Below are 15484 nucleotides of genomic sequence, written 5' to 3' on the forward strand. Positions count from 1 at the left end.
ACCTTGTGAACACACCGGACACTGTGGGAGCGGGCTTGCCCGCGAAGAGGCCCGGCCAGACAGCACAAAGTCCGGGTTACTCGACCCGCATCTCGCCACTGAACACCAAAGTGTTCCGGCATCGGCGGCACAAATAACGCCGTCCCTGCCGGACCAGGCTATGGCGCTGCGCCGAAAACGGAAAATCGCTATCCGCACACGGGCACTTATAGATATAGCGGGTCACGCTGCGGCGTTTGACTTCATAGGTATGGCAACGGTCCGGCGGCAATTCGTAAACGCCGCGCATGATCAGTTGCCACTCCTCGCCGTGGGGCTGGATGCGGTCGCCGAACAGTTGATGGGCGATCAGGTGCGCGACTTCGTGGGCCACGGTCTGCTTGAGGAAATGTTCGGTGTTTTCCCGGTACAGCTGCGGATTGAAGCGCAGCAGGTTCTCGTGCAGATGCGCGACCCCGGCTTTTTGCCCGCGCAGCTTGAGGCTCACCACGGGGCGTTTGAAGGGACGTTTGAAAAAGGATTCAGCGAGTTGGAAACAGTCTTCGACGCGGGTATTGAGTTGCTCGGGCATGCTTGATGGATCTCCAGAGGCGTCGAGTATGCCGCAACCCCGCAGCGTTGCGAATCGTCGAGCTGCCGAATGGTCGTCGCTCTTTTTCTACCGGCACGAGAAGGCCGCCTCGCGGCGGCCTGTGTTGGCGGATCTTGTTCTTCTCGGCAGTGCAGCCAGCTAATTTGTGTAGACGGGCCCCACGCCCAGTCCCCAGACAATCACGGTAAACGCCATGATGGCGACCAGCACCACCAGACCCACCGCCAGCACCGAGCTGGAAAACAGGAAACCCTCGTCGGACGGAATGTTCATGAAGGTCGGCAGCCCCACATACAACAGGTACACCGTGTAGCAGATGGCCGCCGTGCCGACGATCATCCCCAGCCACATGTGCGGATAGAGCGCCGCCAGCCCGCCGACGAACAACGGTGTCGCGGTGTAGGTGGCAAATGCCACGCAACGGGCCAGGCTCGGGTTGGCATCATAGGTGCGGGCCATCCAGTGCACAAACGCACCCATGACCGCGACCCCGCCGAGCATCGCCAGATACGACATGATCGTCATCCACAACGCGCTTTCGACGGTGAGCATCACCGGTGCGCGGTTGCCGATCACCCAGCCGACCTGGGTCGTGCCGATAAACGCTGAGACAGCGGGGATTGCCGCCAGAATCAGCGTGTGTGTCAGGTACATGTGGCTGATGCTTTCCTCTTGGTCGCCACGGATTTCCTTCCATTCCTGATCGGGGTGGGTAAAAAGTCCCACTACGTGATGGATCATGCCAGTCACTCCTCTCGTTATTGCCATCGCCCCCCAGCGGAGCGCCTACGGGCCAATGTGGCCGAGCAAATACAGGTCTTCAGATTGTGTGCGACCTTATGTCGCAGTATAGAAAGGTCTTAACCGCACAGGTGATAGGGGCTTAGAGCAAATCGCGCTGTAAAACTTCGGGGTAATCGCGTCGGGGTCTGTGCAAACGGGCATTTGAGGGGGCGACAACCTGTGGCCACAAGCCCAGTGTTTTTGCGTAAAATGCCCGCCTTTCGTCACACCTCACGGATTTCGCGTCATGGGCACTCTTACGGTCAACCAGAACAAACTGCAAAAGCGCCTGCGCCGTCTGGCCGGCGAAGCCGTCACCGACTTCAACATGATCGAAGACGGCGACAAGGTCATGGTCTGCCTGTCCGGGGGCAAGGACAGCTACACCATGCTCGACGTGCTGATGCACCTGCAGAAGGTTGCACCGATCAAGTTCGAGATCGTCGCCGTGAACATGGACCAGAAGCAGCCGGGTTTCCCCGAGCACGTGCTGCCGGCCTACCTGAAAGAGCTGGGCATCGAGTACCACATCGTCGAGAAGGACACCTACTCGGTGGTCAAGGAGCTGATCCCGGAAGGCAAGACCACCTGCTCGCTGTGCTCGCGCCTGCGTCGCGGCACGCTGTACACCTTCGCCGACGAAATCGGCGCGACCAAAATGGCCCTCGGTCATCACCGCGACGACATCGTCGAGACGTTCTTCCTCAACATGTTCTTCAACGGCAGCCTCAAGGCCATGCCGCCGAAGCTGCGCGCCGACGACGGACGCAACGTGGTGATCCGTCCGCTGGCCTACTGCAACGAGAAAGACATCCAGGCCTACTCGGACTTCAAGCAATTCCCGATCATCCCCTGCAACCTCTGCGGTTCCCAGGAAAACCTGCAACGTCAGGTGGTCAAGGAAATGCTGGTGGACTGGGAACGCAAGACCCCGGGCCGTACCGAAAGCATTTTCCGCAGCCTGCAGAATGTGATCCCGTCGCAACTGGCTGACCGTAACCTGTTTGACTTCACCAGCCTGAAGATTGATGAAACCGCTGCTTCGCGATTCGTTAACGTCGTAAACCTGTAAACACCGTCACTGTGGGAGCGAGCTTGCTCGCGAAGGCGTTCTGTCAGCCGACATCAATGTTGAATGACGCACCGCTTTCGCGAGCAAGCTCGCTCCCACATTGGTTTTTCGTTTCATTCAAAAGGAGAGGGCATGCGCGACTACAAGTGGCTGCACGAATACTGTTTGAACCGCTTCGGTTCGGCGGCTGAACTGGAAGCCCATCTGCCCGTTCCCAAGACTCCGGCGCAACTGCGCAAGATCAGCGACGACCGTTATCTCTCGACCATGGCTCTACGGGTGTTTCGTGCCGGGCTCAAACACAGCCTGGTGGACGCCAAATGGCCGGCTTTCGAGGAAGTGTTCTTCAAGTTCGACCCGGAAAAAGTCGTGCTGATGAGCGCCGAACACCTTGAGCGATTGATGCAGGACGCGCGGATCATCCGCCACCTGGGCAAACTCAAAAGCGTGCCGCGCAATGCGCAGTTCATTCTGGACGTCGAGAAAGAGAAGGGCAGCTTCGGCGCGCTGCTCGCCGACTGGCCGGAGACCGACATCGTCGGTTTGTGGACCTACCTGAAAAAGCACGGCCATCAATTGGGTGGGTTGTCGGCGCCACGTTTTTTGCGGATGGTTGGCAAGGACACGTTCGTGCCGAGCTACGACGTGGTCGCGGCGCTGAATGCTCAGAAGATCGTCGACAAGGTGCCGAGCAGTCTGCGGGATCTGGCCACCGTGCAGAACGCGTTCAACCAGTGGCATGAAGAGAGTGGCGGACGGCCGATGAGCCAGATCTCGATGATGCTCGCTTATACCGTTAACCATTAAGACCGAGCTGCTCCATTCGCGAGCAAGCCCGCTCCCACAGGGGAATGCATTCCAAATGTGGGAGCGAGCTTGCTCGCGAAGGCGTCCGCTCAGGCGGCGCTGATCTCGCCTTCGCCCGCCAGTTTGCGGTTCAACTGATACCGCCACCGCACATACAACAACGCCGAGCAGAACACCGCCAGACTGGCGATCATCTCCAGCACGCCGAACAGCTGCCGGCTCGGGTCATACGCGGCCAGTGCGCCCTTGATGAAATACAGATTCACCACAAAGCACATCCACGAATGTCCCCGTGCGCTGCCCATGATTATGCCCGGTGCGAGCACGATCCACGGGATCAGCTCGATCAGCAGAATCACCCACGGCCGCGCGCCGTGCAGGTCGGCGAACACCAGGTAATAAGCGGCGAGCAGTCCGGCCAGGCCGAAAAAGCACAGTAGACTGATCACCCGCATCGCCCGTACCCGTGACTCCAGCCACTCGACGGCGGGCAGGACTTTCGGCTTTCTGGCCATCTCAGTTCCCCAGTTTCTGGGCCGTCTTGGCCAGGCGTGCGCCGAGTGCGCGGCACAGCGCCACTTCGTGCTGATCGAGACCGCTTTTGCCGTCAGCCCCGGCGTGATGGCTGGCGCCGTACGGCGTGCCGCCACCCTGGGTTTCCAGCAGCGCCGATTCGCTGTAGGGCAGGCCGGTGATCAGCATGCCGTGGTGCAGCAGCGGCAGCATCATCGACAGCAGCGTGGTTTCCTGACCGCCGTGCAGGCTGGCGGTGGAGGTAAACACCCCGGCCGGTTTGCCGACCAGCGCGCCGGTCAGCCACAGGTTGCTGGTGCCATCGAGGAAGTACTTGAGCGGCGCGGCCATGTTGCCGAAACGAGTCGGGCTGCCGAGGGCCAGGCCGGCGCAGTTCTTCAGGTCATCCAATGTGGCGTACAGCGCGCCTTCATCCGGAATGTCCGGCGCCACGGCTTCGCACTCGGTGGAGATCGCCGGCACGGTGCGCAGGCGCGCTTCGAGACCGGCCTGCTCGACGCCCCGTGCAATCTGCCGGGCCATCTCGTTGGTCGAGCCGCTGCGGCTGTAATACAGAACCAGAATGTACGGCGCACTCACGGCAACAGCTCCAGGATCTGCTCCGGTGGACGACCGATGACGGCTTTGTCGCCGGCTTCGAGAATCGGTCGCTCCATCAGCTTTGGATGCGCCGCGATCGCTTCAATCAATTGTTTCTCGGTGAGACTGGCATCGGCCAGGTTCAGGGTCTTGTATTCGTCTTCGCCGGTGCGCAGCAGTTGCCGTGCGCTGATGCCAAGCTTGCCGAGCAAGGCCTTGATCTGCGTGGCGTCCAGCGGGGTTTCGAGGTAGCGCACCACGGTCGGCGTCAGGCCACGGGCTTCGAGCAGTTCGAGCGCACCGCGGGATTTCGAGCAGCGCGGGTTGTGATAAAGCGTCAGATCGGTCATGGGCGGGTCGCTTCTTGCGTAGAGTGGCGGCTATTCTAACTGTGCAGCGCGCAATCCAGAACCTTGGGAGGCGATGGGTCGCAGGCGCATTCAATTTTTCACAAGGAACACGACATGACACGGGCACTGGCAGCGGCATTGACGATCATCGGGGCGTTGATGCTGGGGGGCTGCGGTAACGACTACGGCATCGACCAGAACGGGCAGAAAGTGGCGTCCGAGCGCCTCGACAAACAATGGGTCGTTCTCAACTACTGGGCCGAATGGTGCGGTCCGTGCCGCACGGAAATCCCGGAACTCAATCACCTGGCCGACGAGCTCAAGAGCAAGAAGATCGGCGTGTTCGGGGTCAACTTCGACAACGTGCAGGGTGAAGAGCTGAAGAGCGCCAGCGAAAAACTGGGCATCAAGTTCACCGTGCTGGCGCAGGATCCGGCGGATCTGTTCGAACTGCCGCGCAGTGAGGCCTTGCCGGTGACCTACATCATCGACAACAAGGGCAAGGTGCGGGAACAGTTGATGGGTGAGCAGACGGCGGCGGGGGTGATGGCAAAGCTTGAGGCGTTGCAGGCGACCAACTGATCCACCTTGGCTGATCGTCGCTGATCGTTCCCACGCTCTGCGCGGGAACGATTCGAAGGATCAGCCCTCTTCCAGCCACCAGCGCAACGGCTTGCCTTCGGCAGGCCAGAAGCGCATCTGCTCGATCGGCGAGATGTCCCAGCGTTCCACGTGTTCCAGGGCCTGGAGGAAGCGTTGCTCCTGCTCCATCAGCGCCGGTGCGCAGAGTTTGCGGGTCTTGCCGATCTTGCCGAAGCTCAGTTTGTCACCGTCAAGAGTGTAGGGCGCGAACCAATGGTTGCAGCCGCCATTGCCATACGCGCGGCCATCATCGCCTAGGGTCACGGTCAGGTGGCTGTAGTCCATCAACGGACGCTCGCCGATCCATTCCAGGATGTAGCTGCGGTTCTGTTGCAGTTGCACAGGCTCCGCGGCGCAACCCATCAGGCCGGCGCCGACAGCGGCGGTCAGGGCCAGGTGTTTCATCACGCCGGCTCCTGGCATTTCGGGCACAGGTGCTTGTCGCCGACAGCTTTCCAGCCCAGTTCCGCGATGCGTGCCGTGGCGGCCGGTTTTTCCGCAGGCTTGCCCAGCTTGGCGTCCACCGCGAATTCGAAGCTCAGCTCCTTGGCGCAGCTGTCGCAGTTGACCTGCCAGGTATGGATCGCCAACTCACCGAACACCGGGCCGGTGGTCATGGCAGTCCATTGACCCGGCGGGTTGATCAGGTGGCGGACGGTGTCGACGGTCAGGCGCATGGACAAGTCCTTGCTGCCTTTGAGGGTCACGACCAGCACGTCGCCGATGCGGATCGAGCCACCGTTGCCGGTGACCTGATAACGGCCCGGAACCAGGGCGCGGCATTCGGTGAGGGTGTGTTGCGGGTTCATCAGGGTGTAGCGGAAATCGTGTTCGACCATGGGTCCTCCAAATATGCGCGACATGCTAGCACGGGCTTGATTGCAGAATGATGCGCGCGTGCGACCTTCGATCAGGTTCAAATCGACACCGCAGTCGTGGCAAACTGCCGCCTTCATTTTCAAGGAACGGAACATGGCGCTGATCGAATGTTATGAATGCAAGCGGAGCATCAGCTCCGAAGCCACGGCGTGCATTCATTGCGGAGCTCCGATGGCTGATGCGCAGGCTCCTCACGCCCAAACGGGCGCGTCGACGATTTCCTTTGGCAGCCTGCCGCGTAACAAGGCAGTGCCCGAGGCCCACGTTCCGCCGCCGGCCCCCGAACGGCCGAAGATCATGCCGGCCGCTGCAGGGCGACGCCGTCGTACGCAAGCTGTCGAGCCGGTGCTGAACCCGGACGGTTCGCGCCCGGTGGAAGGCTGGCTGAAGATCATGGCGTTTTTGATGCCGCTGGTGTTTGTCTGGTTCCTGCTGCGCAGCGGGCACTCTTTCAAACAACGTTTACTGGGGTTCGGCTGGCTGGCGCTGTTGATCCTGTGTGTGGCGATTACCCCGACGCCGCCTCCGGTCTGAGTCCAATCGTTCAGCCTTCGACCTGGTTCTGCGGCGTGCCTGCCGCCCAGGTCGCGATGTTGTGCAAGGTGGTCGCGGCAATCGCGCCCAGCGCCTCATGGGTCAGGAATGCCTGATGCGCGGTGACGATCACATTCGGGAACGTCAGCAGCCGCGCCAGCACGTCGTCCTGTAGCGGCAGATCGGAGCGATCTTCGAAAAACAGCTGCGCTTCCTCTTCATACACATCCAGTCCCAGATAACCGAGCTGGCCGTCCTTCAGGGCGTCGATCAGCGCGGGCGTGTCCACCAGACCGCCGCGCCCGGTGTTGATCAGCATCGCCCCCGGTTGCATGTGCGCCAGCGAATCGCGGTTGATCAGGTGTTTGCTCTGTTCGTTGAGCGGGCAGTGCAGGCTGATGATCCGCGCTTGCGCCAACAGATCCGGCAGGCTCAGGTAGCGCGCGCCCAACGCTTCGACGGCAGGGTTCGGATAAGGGTCGTAAGCCAGCAGTTCGCAGCCGAAGCCGTGCATGATTTTGGCGAAGGTCGCGCCGATCTGCCCGGTGCCGACGATGCCGACGGTTTTGCCCACCAGATCGAAACCGGTAAGCCCGTGCAGGCTGAAATCGCCTTCGCGGGTGCGGTTGTAGGCGCGATGCAAGCGCCGGTTGAGGGCGAGGATCAACGCCACCGCATGCTCGGCCACCGCATGGGGCGAGTAGGCCGGTACGCGCACGACGGCCAACCCCAGGCGTTTGGCGACGGCCAGGTCTACATGGTTGTAGCCAGCCGAACGCAAGGCGATCAGGCGAGTGCCGCCGGCAGCCAGACGTTCCAGCACCGGCGCGCTCAGGTCATCGTTGATGAACGCGCAGACTACTTCGTGATGTTCGGCCAGCGCTGCGGTATCGAGACTGAGCCGGGCTGGCTGGAAGTGCAGTTCGATCCCGGCCGGGCAGTCGGCGGCGAGGAAGCTGTCGCGGTCGTAGGTCTGGCTGCTGAAAACGATCGTGCGCATGAAATCCTCCTGGAGCATCGACGCGGGCGCAAATCACCCGCGACAACTGTAGCCGCGTCGGCGTTGATCGGCATTGCCGTGGATCAGGCGCTGATCTTCGCCTGGGCCGCCAGACGATTGATCGCCCGTTCCAGCTCGTCCAGCGCGGTCGAGGCCTTGGGGTCCTGCTGCTTGAGCAGGGTTTCGCTGCGCTGGCAGGCTGCGCGCAATTGCGGCACGCCGCAGTAACGGGTGGCGCCATGCAGACGGTGCACCCGCTCCAGCAGACTGTTCTGATCCTGATGGTCGCGGGCGGTGCGGATGGCTTCGCGGTCGGCCTCGAGCGAAGCCAGCAGCATCGCCAGCATGTCTGCCGCCAGATCCGCCTTGCCGGCGGCCAGGCGCAAACCCTCTTCGTGATCGAGTATCGGCAGTTCCTGATTGCCCAGCAGGCTTTCACCACCACGGTCCGGCGCCTGATTGCGCAGCGCAAGGCCGGTCCACTTCAGCACGACCTGCGCCAGTTGCCGCTCGCTGATCGGTTTGGTCAGGTAGTCGTCCATGCCGCTTTGCAGCAGTGCGCGTTTTTCGTTGGCCATGGCGTGAGCGGTGAGGGCGACGATGGGCAGCGGCGTGCAGTGCCGTTCGCTTTCCCACTGGCGAATCGTTTCGGTACTTTGGCGTCCGTCCATGCCGGGCATCTGCACGTCCATCAGCACCAGATCGAAGGTTTCGTTCTGCACCGCCTTGACCGCGGCATAACCGCTTTCCACGGCCAGGACCTTGGCGCCCATGTCTTCGAGCAGCGTCTGCACCAGCAACAGGTTGGCCGGGTTGTCGTCGACGCACAGCACTTTCGGCGCGCGGCTGGACAACGGTTCGCCCGGTTCGCTGCGCGACTGGCGCGGGTTGACCATGTCCGACAATGCCCGCCGCAGTTTGCGGGTGCAGGCCGGTTTTGACTGGAGCTGGCTGTGGGGGTTGGGTACGGACAGATGAAACAGCGTCAGCTCAGTGGTGGGGCACAACACCAGTACCCGGCAGCCGAGGTGTTCAAGATCCCAGATGTGCTGGTTCAGGCGCTCAGGTGGCATGTCGTTGCTGGTGATGCCGAGTACCGCAAGATCGATCGCCTGGTCGGTCTGATGGGCTCCGGTAACACCGTTTGTCAGGCTTTCCAGAGTGTTGAACGGGGTGACTTCCAGGCCGCAGTCTTCCAGTTGATGCTGCAGGGCCTGACGTGCCAGTTCATGATTCTCCAACACCGCCACCCGACGTCCGAGCAACGGCGCGGCGGGCAAATCTTCGGCGTCGTCGCGGGTCTTGGGCAGACTCAGGCTGATCCAGAATTCGGAGCCTTCACCCGGCGTGCTGTCGACGCCGATCTCGCCGCCCATCTGTTCGATCAGCCGTTTGGAAATCACCAGCCCGAGCCCGGTGCCGCCAGGTTGGCGCGACAGCGAGTTATCGGCCTGACTGAAGGCCTGGAACAACGCACGCACATCCTGGTTCGACAAGCCGATGCCGGTGTCTTGAATGCTGATGCGCAGTTGCACGCTGTCTTCGTGCTCTTCCTCAAGCATTGCACGTGCGACGATCGTGCCCTCACGGGTGAACTTGATCGCATTGCTCACCAGGTTGGTCAGGATCTGCTTGAGCCGCAACGGATCGCCGACCAGCGACAGCGGCGTGTCGCGGTACACCAGACTTACCAGTTCCAGCTGCTTGGCGTGGGCTGCCGGGGCGAGGATGGTGAGCGTGTCCTGCAACAGATCGCGCAAATTGAACGGGATGTGATCGAGCACCAGTTTGCCGGCCTCGATTTTCGAAAAGTCGAGGATCTCGTTGATGATCCCCAGCAGGCTGTCGGCGGATTTTTCGATGGTGCCCAGATAATCGAGCTGACGCGGGGTCAGCTCACTTTTCTGCAACAGATGGGTGAACCCGAGGATGCCGTTGAGCGGCGTGCGGATTTCATGGCTCATGTTGGCGAGGAACTCGGACTTGATCCGGCTCGCTTCCAGGGCCTCCTTGCGGGCCAGGTCCAGCTCGATGTTCTGGATCTCGATGGTTTCCAGGTTCTGGCGCACGTCTTCGGTGGCTTGATCGACGCTGTGTTGCAATTCTTCACGGGCGTTTTGAAGCGTGCCGGCCATACGGTTGATGCCGGACGCCAGTTCATCCAGTTCCTGACTGCCCAGCGGCGGCAGGCGGGTTTCCAGGTGACCGTCCTTGAGCTGCGCGACGGCCTGTTTGATCTGGCTCAGCGGACGGTTGATCGTGCGACCCATGCGCAACGCCAGCAGCGCGGCACCGGCCAGACCCGCCGCGATCAGCAGCAGGCTGGCGAACAGGCTTCGGTAACCGCGCAGCAGCATACCGTTGTGCGACAGCTCCAGCTCGACCCAGCCGAGCAGGCGGTCTGACTCTTGCGGGATCAGCTCACCGGCGAGGTTGCGGTGTTTGCCGAAGACCGGCAGCAGATAACGGGTCGCGTCGTTGCCGCTGCGCCGCAGCAATTGCGTGCTGTCACCGCTGGGGGCCTGATTGAGCATGGTCGGACCGGCATGAGCCAGTGGCGAGCGGTCGGGCGCGAGAAAGGTCACCGCGCGCACATCCGGTTGTTCAAGAGACTGGGTGGCGATGCGCTCCAGCAGTTCGCTGTCGCCGTGCCCCATGGCCGGTGCCACCAGCGGAGCCAGTTGCTCGGCGATCATTTCGCCGCGCTGCATCAATTGGGCTTGCAGGTCGGCCTGCTGTGTCCAGGTGAAATAACCACCCAGCACCAGTGCCATCAGGCTGGTCGGCAACAGGGTCAGCAAAAACACGCGACCTTTGATTCCCAGTTTCTTGAGCACACCTATCTCCTGCATCCCGCTGATCGTTGACTCACACGTGCGTCCGGCACGCGGTATCGGCGCAGTGTAGCGATTTGCTGGCGGGCAATCTTGGGAAAAATGATGTCGTCGTTGTTCACTCGCAGGCCGGTCATCTGTCCGACAGGTCAAGCTTGGGTTGCCGGGCGCCGGGCAATCTTGAATAATCGCCCAACTGAGAATTATTTGCAGATAGTCATGACTCCTGTCTCTATTGGCCAACCCCGCATTCTTTCCATCGAAGACGATCCCGTCCTCGGTGCCTATGTCCATGAACAACTGGGCCGCAGCGGCTTCCAGGTCACCTGGTGCCAGAACGGCAGCGAAGGCCTGAGCATCGCCCGGCGCCAGTCGTTCGATGTGGTGTTGATGGACATTCTGTTGCCGGGGCTCGATGGTCTGAACGTCCTGACCCAACTGCGTGAGAGCCATTCCACGCCAGTGTTGCTGATGTCAGCCCTCGGTGCGGAGGCCGACCGTATCAGCGGATTCCGCCTCGGCGCTGACGACTATCTGCCCAAACCCTTCAGCATGGCCGAGCTGCATGTGCGGATCGAAGCGATCCTGCGCCGGGTCGCCCTCGACCGTCGCCCGGCTGCCATCGCTCCGGTGGTGCCGGTCGGCGGGCTGCGTTTCGATGACGAGCAGTGCGACGTGTTTTACCTCGATCAGCCCGCCGGCCTGACCCGCAGCGAATACCGCCTGCTGGAAACCCTCAACCGCAACGACGAGGAAGTGCTGAGCAAGGCCTTCCTTTATCAGCATGTCCTGCAACGCGGTTATGCGGCCCACGACCGCAGCCTCGACATGCACATCAGCCAGATCCGCCGCAAACTCAAGTCGGTCGGCTACACCGAGCGGGAAGTGCGCACGGTGTGGGGCAAGGGTTACGTCCTGAGTGCCGTCGATGAAGGTGTCTGACCTGCCGGGGCGGCACTCGCTGTTCTGGAAACTCGCCTGTCTGCTGGTGGCGTTCTGTCTGCTGATGATCTGGCTGAGCTGGTCCTGGGGCCGGTACATGGAGGAGCGCAACCAGTTCCTCTCCGATGAGGCCCGTGGCACGTTGACCCGTTACGCTGCCGAGGCCGAGCGGGCGTGGCGCGAGGGTGAGCGCGCGGGTGTCGACAGCTGGTTGCAGAGCATGGAATTGCGCGAGGCCGGCTGGGTGGGTGTGATCGGCGGCAACCTGCAATCGCTGAGCAGCGATCCGTTGAACGATCAGGAAATCCAGCACCTGACTTTCCTGCGAGGTCTCGACTGGCCGATTCACAAGAAAGGTCGACCATGGCTGCGCGTGCCGTTCCCCACAGACCCGGCTGCCGGCATTCTGGTGATCGAGTTGCCCGAGAGATTTTTGCCGGGGAAATATCGTGTGTTCTGGCGGGTCATCACCAACGGTGTGATTCCTGGTCTGTTCACGTTGTTGCTGTGCGTTGGGTTGTACCGTTTGTTGGTTGTCCCGCTGAACAACCTGCGTGAACAGGCCAACGCCTGGCGCGCCGATCAATTGAATGTACGGCTGTCGAGCGGCATCACCCAGCGCCCGGATGAGCTCGGCGAACTGGCCCGGGCCTTCGACTCGATGTCCGAACGCCTGCAATCCACCGTGGCCCTGCAACAGCAACTGCTGCGCGACCTGTCCCACGAACTGCGCACGCCCCTGAGCCGGTTGCGGGTCGCCAGCGAAAGCGAGCAGCAGCTGCAACCGTTGCGCGAGCGCATCGGTCGCGAAGTCGACGTGATGCAACGGCTGGTGGAAGACACCCTGCAACTGGCCTGGCTCGATACCGAGCGCGGACCGTTGCCGGACGAAGCGATCCAGATTCAGGCGCTGTGGGAAATGCTCACCGAAAACGCCTGCTACGAAAGTTGCTGTCCGGTGGGGCAGTTGGAGTGCGGAGTGGAAGCTTCCTGCTGGGTACGCGGCAATCTCAACACCCTGGCCCAGGCGCTGGAGAACATTCTGCGCAACGCCATTCGTCATTCGCCACCGGGCGGCATCGTGCGGCTCGACGGTCGACGGGATGGCGATTACTGGCACCTGTGGCTGGAGGACGAGGGCGGCGGCGTGGCGGAAGCGGATCTTGAGCGGATCTTCTCGCCCTTCATCCGCCTCGACGGCTCGCGGCCGGGAGACGGTGGGTTTGGTCTGGGGCTGAGCATCGCGAGGAACGCGGTGCAACGTCAGGGCGGAACCCTGTGGGCGGAAAACGGCCCGTCGGGATTGCGCTTGAATCTGCGGTTGGTGGCGGATGACAGTGCTGTCGCTCCCGACGCGATCGCTGGCAAGCCAGCTCCCACCGTGGACGTGAGTCGCCCGCAGATTGTTTGAGCTGCACAAGAAAGTGTCAGCGCCGCTGACACTATTTTAAAAGTCGCACCACTGGCGCGACTTTTATTGCTTATTCCAAGAAACCATAAGCACCACACTTTGCGTGATATGGCCTGCGCAGGTTTGCCGGTATGATAGGCGCCCCCGCTGTCCGGATTGCGAAAAACGCCATGACCTTGCAGTACCCAACCATCGCCGATTGCGTCGGCAACACGCCGCTGGTGCGTTTGCAGCGCCTGCCCGGTGTCACCAGCAACACCCTTTTGCTCAAGCTCGAAGGGAACAACCCGGCGGGTTCGGTCAAGGATCGTCCGGCGCTGTCGATGATCACCCGTGCCGAGTTGCGCGGGCAGATCCACGAAGGCGATACGCTGATCGAAGCGACCTCGGGCAACACCGGGATCGCCCTGGCGATGGCCGCCGCGATCAAGGGTTACAAGATGATCCTGATCATGCCGGACAACTCCAGTGCCGAACGTAAAGCGGCGATGACCGCTTATGGCGCGCAGCTGATTCTGGTAAGCCAGGAAGAGGGCATGGAAGGCGCTCGCGATCTCGCTCAGCGGATGGAAGCCGAAGGCCGTGGCAAGGTGCTGGATCAGTTCGCCAACGGCGACAATCCTGAAGCGCACTACACCACCACCGGCCCGGAAATCTGGCGTCAGACCCAGGGCTCCATCACCCATTTCGTCAGCTCCATGGGCACCACCGGCACCATCATGGGCGTGTCGCGCTACCTCAAGGAGCAGAACGACAACGTGCAGATCGTCGGCCTGCAACCGATGGAAGGCTCGGCCATTCCCGGCATTCGCCGCTGGCCGCAGGAATACCTGCCGAAGATCTATCAGGCCGAGCGCGTCGACCGCATCGTCGACATGGCGCAAAGCGAAGCCGAAGACGTCACTCGTCGTCTGGCCCGCGAAGAAGGCATTTTCTGTGGCGTGTCCTCGGGCGGTGCGGTGGCTGCGATGCTGCGCCTGTCCAAAGAAGTTGAAAACGCGGTGATCGTCGCGATCATCTGCGACCGTGGCGACCGTTACCTGTCGACCGGCATTTTCGACGCGCCCAACTGATGGCCAAGCACGAGAGAGGCCTGCGCTTCCAGCCCACCGGCGGCAGCAAGGCCCCGCAAATCCCGACCGGCAAAAAGCAGCGCTTGAGTATCGAGCGCCTGGCCAATGACGGTCGCGGCATCGCGTTTTTTGAAGGCAAGACCTGGTTCGTCCTCGGCGCCCTCGCCGGTGAAGAGGTCGAAGCGCGGGTGCTCGGCACCCACGGCAAAGTGGTCGAGGCGCGCACCGAGCGCGTGTTCAGCGCCAGTGAATTGCGTCGTCCCGCACCCTGCCAGCACGCCGGCCGTTGCGGCGGTTGCAGCGTCCAGCATCTGCCCCACAACGAACAGCTTGCCCTGAAACAGCGCATGCTCGCCGAGCAGTTGTCGCGGGTCGCCGGTGCCGAACCCGAGGAATGGGCGGCGCCGTTGACCGGCCCCGAATTCGGCTACCGTCGCCGCGCCCGGATCGCCGTGCGCTGGGACAGCAAGGCCAAAAAACTCGAAGTCGGCTTCCGGGCCGCCGGCAGCCAGGACATCGTTGCGATCAGCGAATGCCCGGTGCTGGTACAGCCCTTGCAGCCGATCATGACCCGCTTGCCGGAGATGCTTCGTCGCTTGAGCAAACCTCAGGCGCTGGGGCATGTCGAGTTGTTCAGTGGCTCGTCACTCGCCGTTCTGCTGCGTCACATGGCGCCGCTGTCCGAGGCCGACCTGACGATCCTCAAGGATTTCTGCGCGTTTCATGAAGCGCAACTCTGGCTGCATGGCGAAGGCGAACCGCAGCCGGTAGATGATGCACAGTCGCTTGGTTACCGCCTGGAACAATGGGATCTGCAGCTGGCCTATCGGCCGGGGGACTTCATTCAGGTCAATGCCGGGGTCAACGAGGCCATGGTCGCGCAAGCGCTGGACTGGTTGAAACCGACGAGCGATGAACGCGTACTCGACCTGTTTTGCGGTCTGGGCAACTTCGCTTTGCCGTTGGCGAAAGCCGCGCGTGAAGTGGTGGCGGTCGAAGGCGTGCAGACCATGGTCGATCGCGCGGCGGCGAACGCCGCTAGCAACAATTTGCATAACACAAAGTTTTTTCAGGCCGATTTATCCCAGCCTTTGACCGATGCCCAGTGGATCGGAAACGGCTTTTCTGCGGTACTCTTGGACCCACCGCGCGACGGTGCTTTCGAGGTGGTGCGCAAGCTGGCGACCCTGGGCGCCGAACGGTTGGTGTACGTGTCGTGCAACCCTGCAACTCTGGCGCGCGATACGGTCGAATTGATCAAGCAGGGCTACCGGTTAAAACGTGCCGGGATTCTCGATATGTTTCCTCAGACGGCGCATGTCGAGGCCATGGCGTTATTTGAAGCGAGCCAGGATGGCTCGTCTGATCCGACTGGTCGTCCGTAGCGCTCGCATTGGCCCCGCGAGCGCGAACGGGCATTGAAGGTCAGTGATTTGACGCATTGAATCTGCG

The 15484-nt window shown here is 61.8% G+C and carries 17 protein-coding genes; 8 read left to right on the forward strand and 9 right to left on the reverse strand.

Going from position 1 to position 15484, the window contains the following annotated elements; all coding sequences use genetic code 11:
* Window positions 1–76: 76 nt before the first annotated feature.
* Both N8H71_RS24155 and N8H71_RS24160 read right to left on the reverse strand, forming a co-directional pair.
* The gene (locus N8H71_RS24155; RefSeq protein WP_007957760.1) at window positions 77–571 is read right to left on the reverse strand and encodes a SprT family zinc-dependent metalloprotease; all 495 of its coding nucleotides are present in this window, start codon (window positions 569–571) and stop codon (window positions 77–79) included.
* A 159-nt stretch (window positions 572–730) separates the two neighbouring features.
* On the reverse strand, window positions 731–1333 hold the full coding sequence (locus N8H71_RS24160) for a Yip1 family protein (protein ID WP_007957761.1): 603 nt from the start codon (window positions 1331–1333) through the stop codon (window positions 731–733).
* 289 nt (window positions 1334–1622) lie between these two features.
* On the opposite strand from N8H71_RS24160, the gene ttcA reads away from it, so the two are divergent.
* Both ttcA and N8H71_RS24170 read left to right on the forward strand, forming a co-directional pair.
* On the forward strand, window positions 1623–2447 hold the full coding sequence (gene ttcA, locus N8H71_RS24165) for a tRNA 2-thiocytidine(32) synthetase TtcA (RefSeq protein ID WP_064598661.1): 825 nt from the start codon (window positions 1623–1625) through the stop codon (window positions 2445–2447).
* Window positions 2448–2579: 132 nt separating this feature from the next.
* Entirely contained in the window at window positions 2580–3254 is a 675-nt protein-coding gene (locus N8H71_RS24170) for a DNA-3-methyladenine glycosylase I (protein ID WP_262195936.1), read from the forward strand.
* A gap of 89 nt (window positions 3255–3343) precedes the next feature.
* Here the strand turns inward: N8H71_RS24170 and N8H71_RS24175 are convergent, their stop codons facing one another.
* Genes N8H71_RS24175 through arsC form a run of 3 tightly spaced genes read right to left on the reverse strand, consistent with a single transcriptional unit; the run spans window position 3344 to window position 4717 of the window.
* The gene (locus N8H71_RS24175; RefSeq protein ID WP_262195937.1) at window positions 3344–3769 is read right to left on the reverse strand and encodes a DUF2069 domain-containing protein; all 426 of its coding nucleotides are present in this window, start codon (window positions 3767–3769) and stop codon (window positions 3344–3346) included.
* Window position 3770: 1 nt separating this feature from the next.
* Window positions 3771–4367, reverse strand: coding sequence for an NAD(P)H:quinone oxidoreductase (gene wrbA / locus N8H71_RS24180; RefSeq protein ID WP_007957765.1), 597 nt, complete (start codon window positions 4365–4367; stop codon window positions 3771–3773).
* Window positions 4364–4717, reverse strand: coding sequence for an arsenate reductase (glutaredoxin) (gene arsC, locus N8H71_RS24185; protein ID WP_262195938.1), 354 nt, complete (start codon window positions 4715–4717; stop codon window positions 4364–4366). Before arsC ends, wrbA begins: the two co-directional genes overlap by 4 nt.
* Window positions 4718–4831: 114 nt before the next feature.
* Here arsC and N8H71_RS24190 point away from each other — a divergent pair, with 114 nt between their 5' ends.
* Window positions 4832–5299 carry a TlpA disulfide reductase family protein gene (locus tag N8H71_RS24190; protein ID WP_262195939.1) on the forward strand — a complete coding sequence of 156 codons (468 nt, stop codon included), beginning with the start codon at window positions 4832–4834 and terminating at the stop codon, window positions 5297–5299.
* 60 nt (window positions 5300–5359) lie between these two features.
* On the opposite strand, the gene N8H71_RS24195 is transcribed toward N8H71_RS24190, so the two are convergent.
* Entirely contained in the window at window positions 5360–5764 is a 405-nt protein-coding gene (locus N8H71_RS24195) for an META domain-containing protein (RefSeq protein ID WP_262195940.1), read from the reverse strand.
* Entirely contained in the window at window positions 5764–6198 is a 435-nt protein-coding gene (locus N8H71_RS24200; RefSeq protein WP_007957770.1) for a hypothetical protein, read from the reverse strand. Before N8H71_RS24200 ends, N8H71_RS24195 begins: the two co-directional genes overlap by 1 nt.
* A gap of 133 nt (window positions 6199–6331) precedes the next feature.
* On the opposite strand from N8H71_RS24200, the gene N8H71_RS24205 reads away from it, so the two are divergent.
* Window positions 6332–6772, forward strand: a complete 441-nt coding sequence (locus tag N8H71_RS24205) for a hypothetical protein (protein WP_262195941.1) — start codon at window positions 6332–6334, stop codon at window positions 6770–6772.
* A gap of 10 nt (window positions 6773–6782) precedes the next feature.
* Here the strand turns inward: N8H71_RS24205 and N8H71_RS24210 are convergent, their stop codons facing one another.
* Together N8H71_RS24210 and N8H71_RS24215 are read right to left on the reverse strand one after the other, a co-directional pair.
* The gene (locus tag N8H71_RS24210; protein WP_102688138.1) at window positions 6783–7772 is read right to left on the reverse strand and encodes a 2-hydroxyacid dehydrogenase; all 990 of its coding nucleotides are present in this window, start codon (window positions 7770–7772) and stop codon (window positions 6783–6785) included.
* An 83-nt stretch (window positions 7773–7855) separates the two neighbouring features.
* On the reverse strand, window positions 7856–10609 hold the full coding sequence (locus tag N8H71_RS24215) for a response regulator (protein WP_262195942.1): 2754 nt from the start codon (window positions 10607–10609) through the stop codon (window positions 7856–7858).
* A gap of 216 nt (window positions 10610–10825) precedes the next feature.
* Here N8H71_RS24215 and N8H71_RS24220 point away from each other — a divergent pair, with 216 nt between their 5' ends.
* From N8H71_RS24220 to rlmD, 4 genes are all read left to right on the forward strand, one after another.
* Window positions 10826–11548: a response regulator transcription factor gene (locus N8H71_RS24220; protein WP_262195943.1), complete on the forward strand. Its 723-nt coding sequence runs from the start codon at window positions 10826–10828 to the stop codon at window positions 11546–11548.
* Window positions 11535–12959, forward strand: coding sequence for a HAMP domain-containing sensor histidine kinase (locus N8H71_RS24225; protein ID WP_262195944.1), 1425 nt, complete (start codon window positions 11535–11537; stop codon window positions 12957–12959). The genes N8H71_RS24220 and N8H71_RS24225 overlap by 14 nt, the downstream gene beginning before the upstream one ends.
* Before the next feature lie 170 nt (window positions 12960–13129).
* Complete coding sequence (cysM, locus tag N8H71_RS24230) at window positions 13130–14032, forward strand: cysteine synthase CysM (RefSeq protein ID WP_102688136.1); 903 nt, start codon at window positions 13130–13132, stop codon at window positions 14030–14032.
* Window positions 14032–15417: a 23S rRNA (uracil(1939)-C(5))-methyltransferase RlmD gene (gene rlmD, locus N8H71_RS24235; RefSeq protein ID WP_262195945.1), complete on the forward strand. Its 1386-nt coding sequence runs from the start codon at window positions 14032–14034 to the stop codon at window positions 15415–15417. Before cysM ends, rlmD begins: the two co-directional genes overlap by 1 nt.
* Window positions 15418–15484 lie beyond the last annotated feature (67 nt).

The organism is Pseudomonas koreensis, from assembly GCF_025447595.1.
Taxonomy (GTDB): domain Bacteria; phylum Pseudomonadota; class Gammaproteobacteria; order Pseudomonadales; family Pseudomonadaceae; genus Aquipseudomonas; species Aquipseudomonas koreensis_H.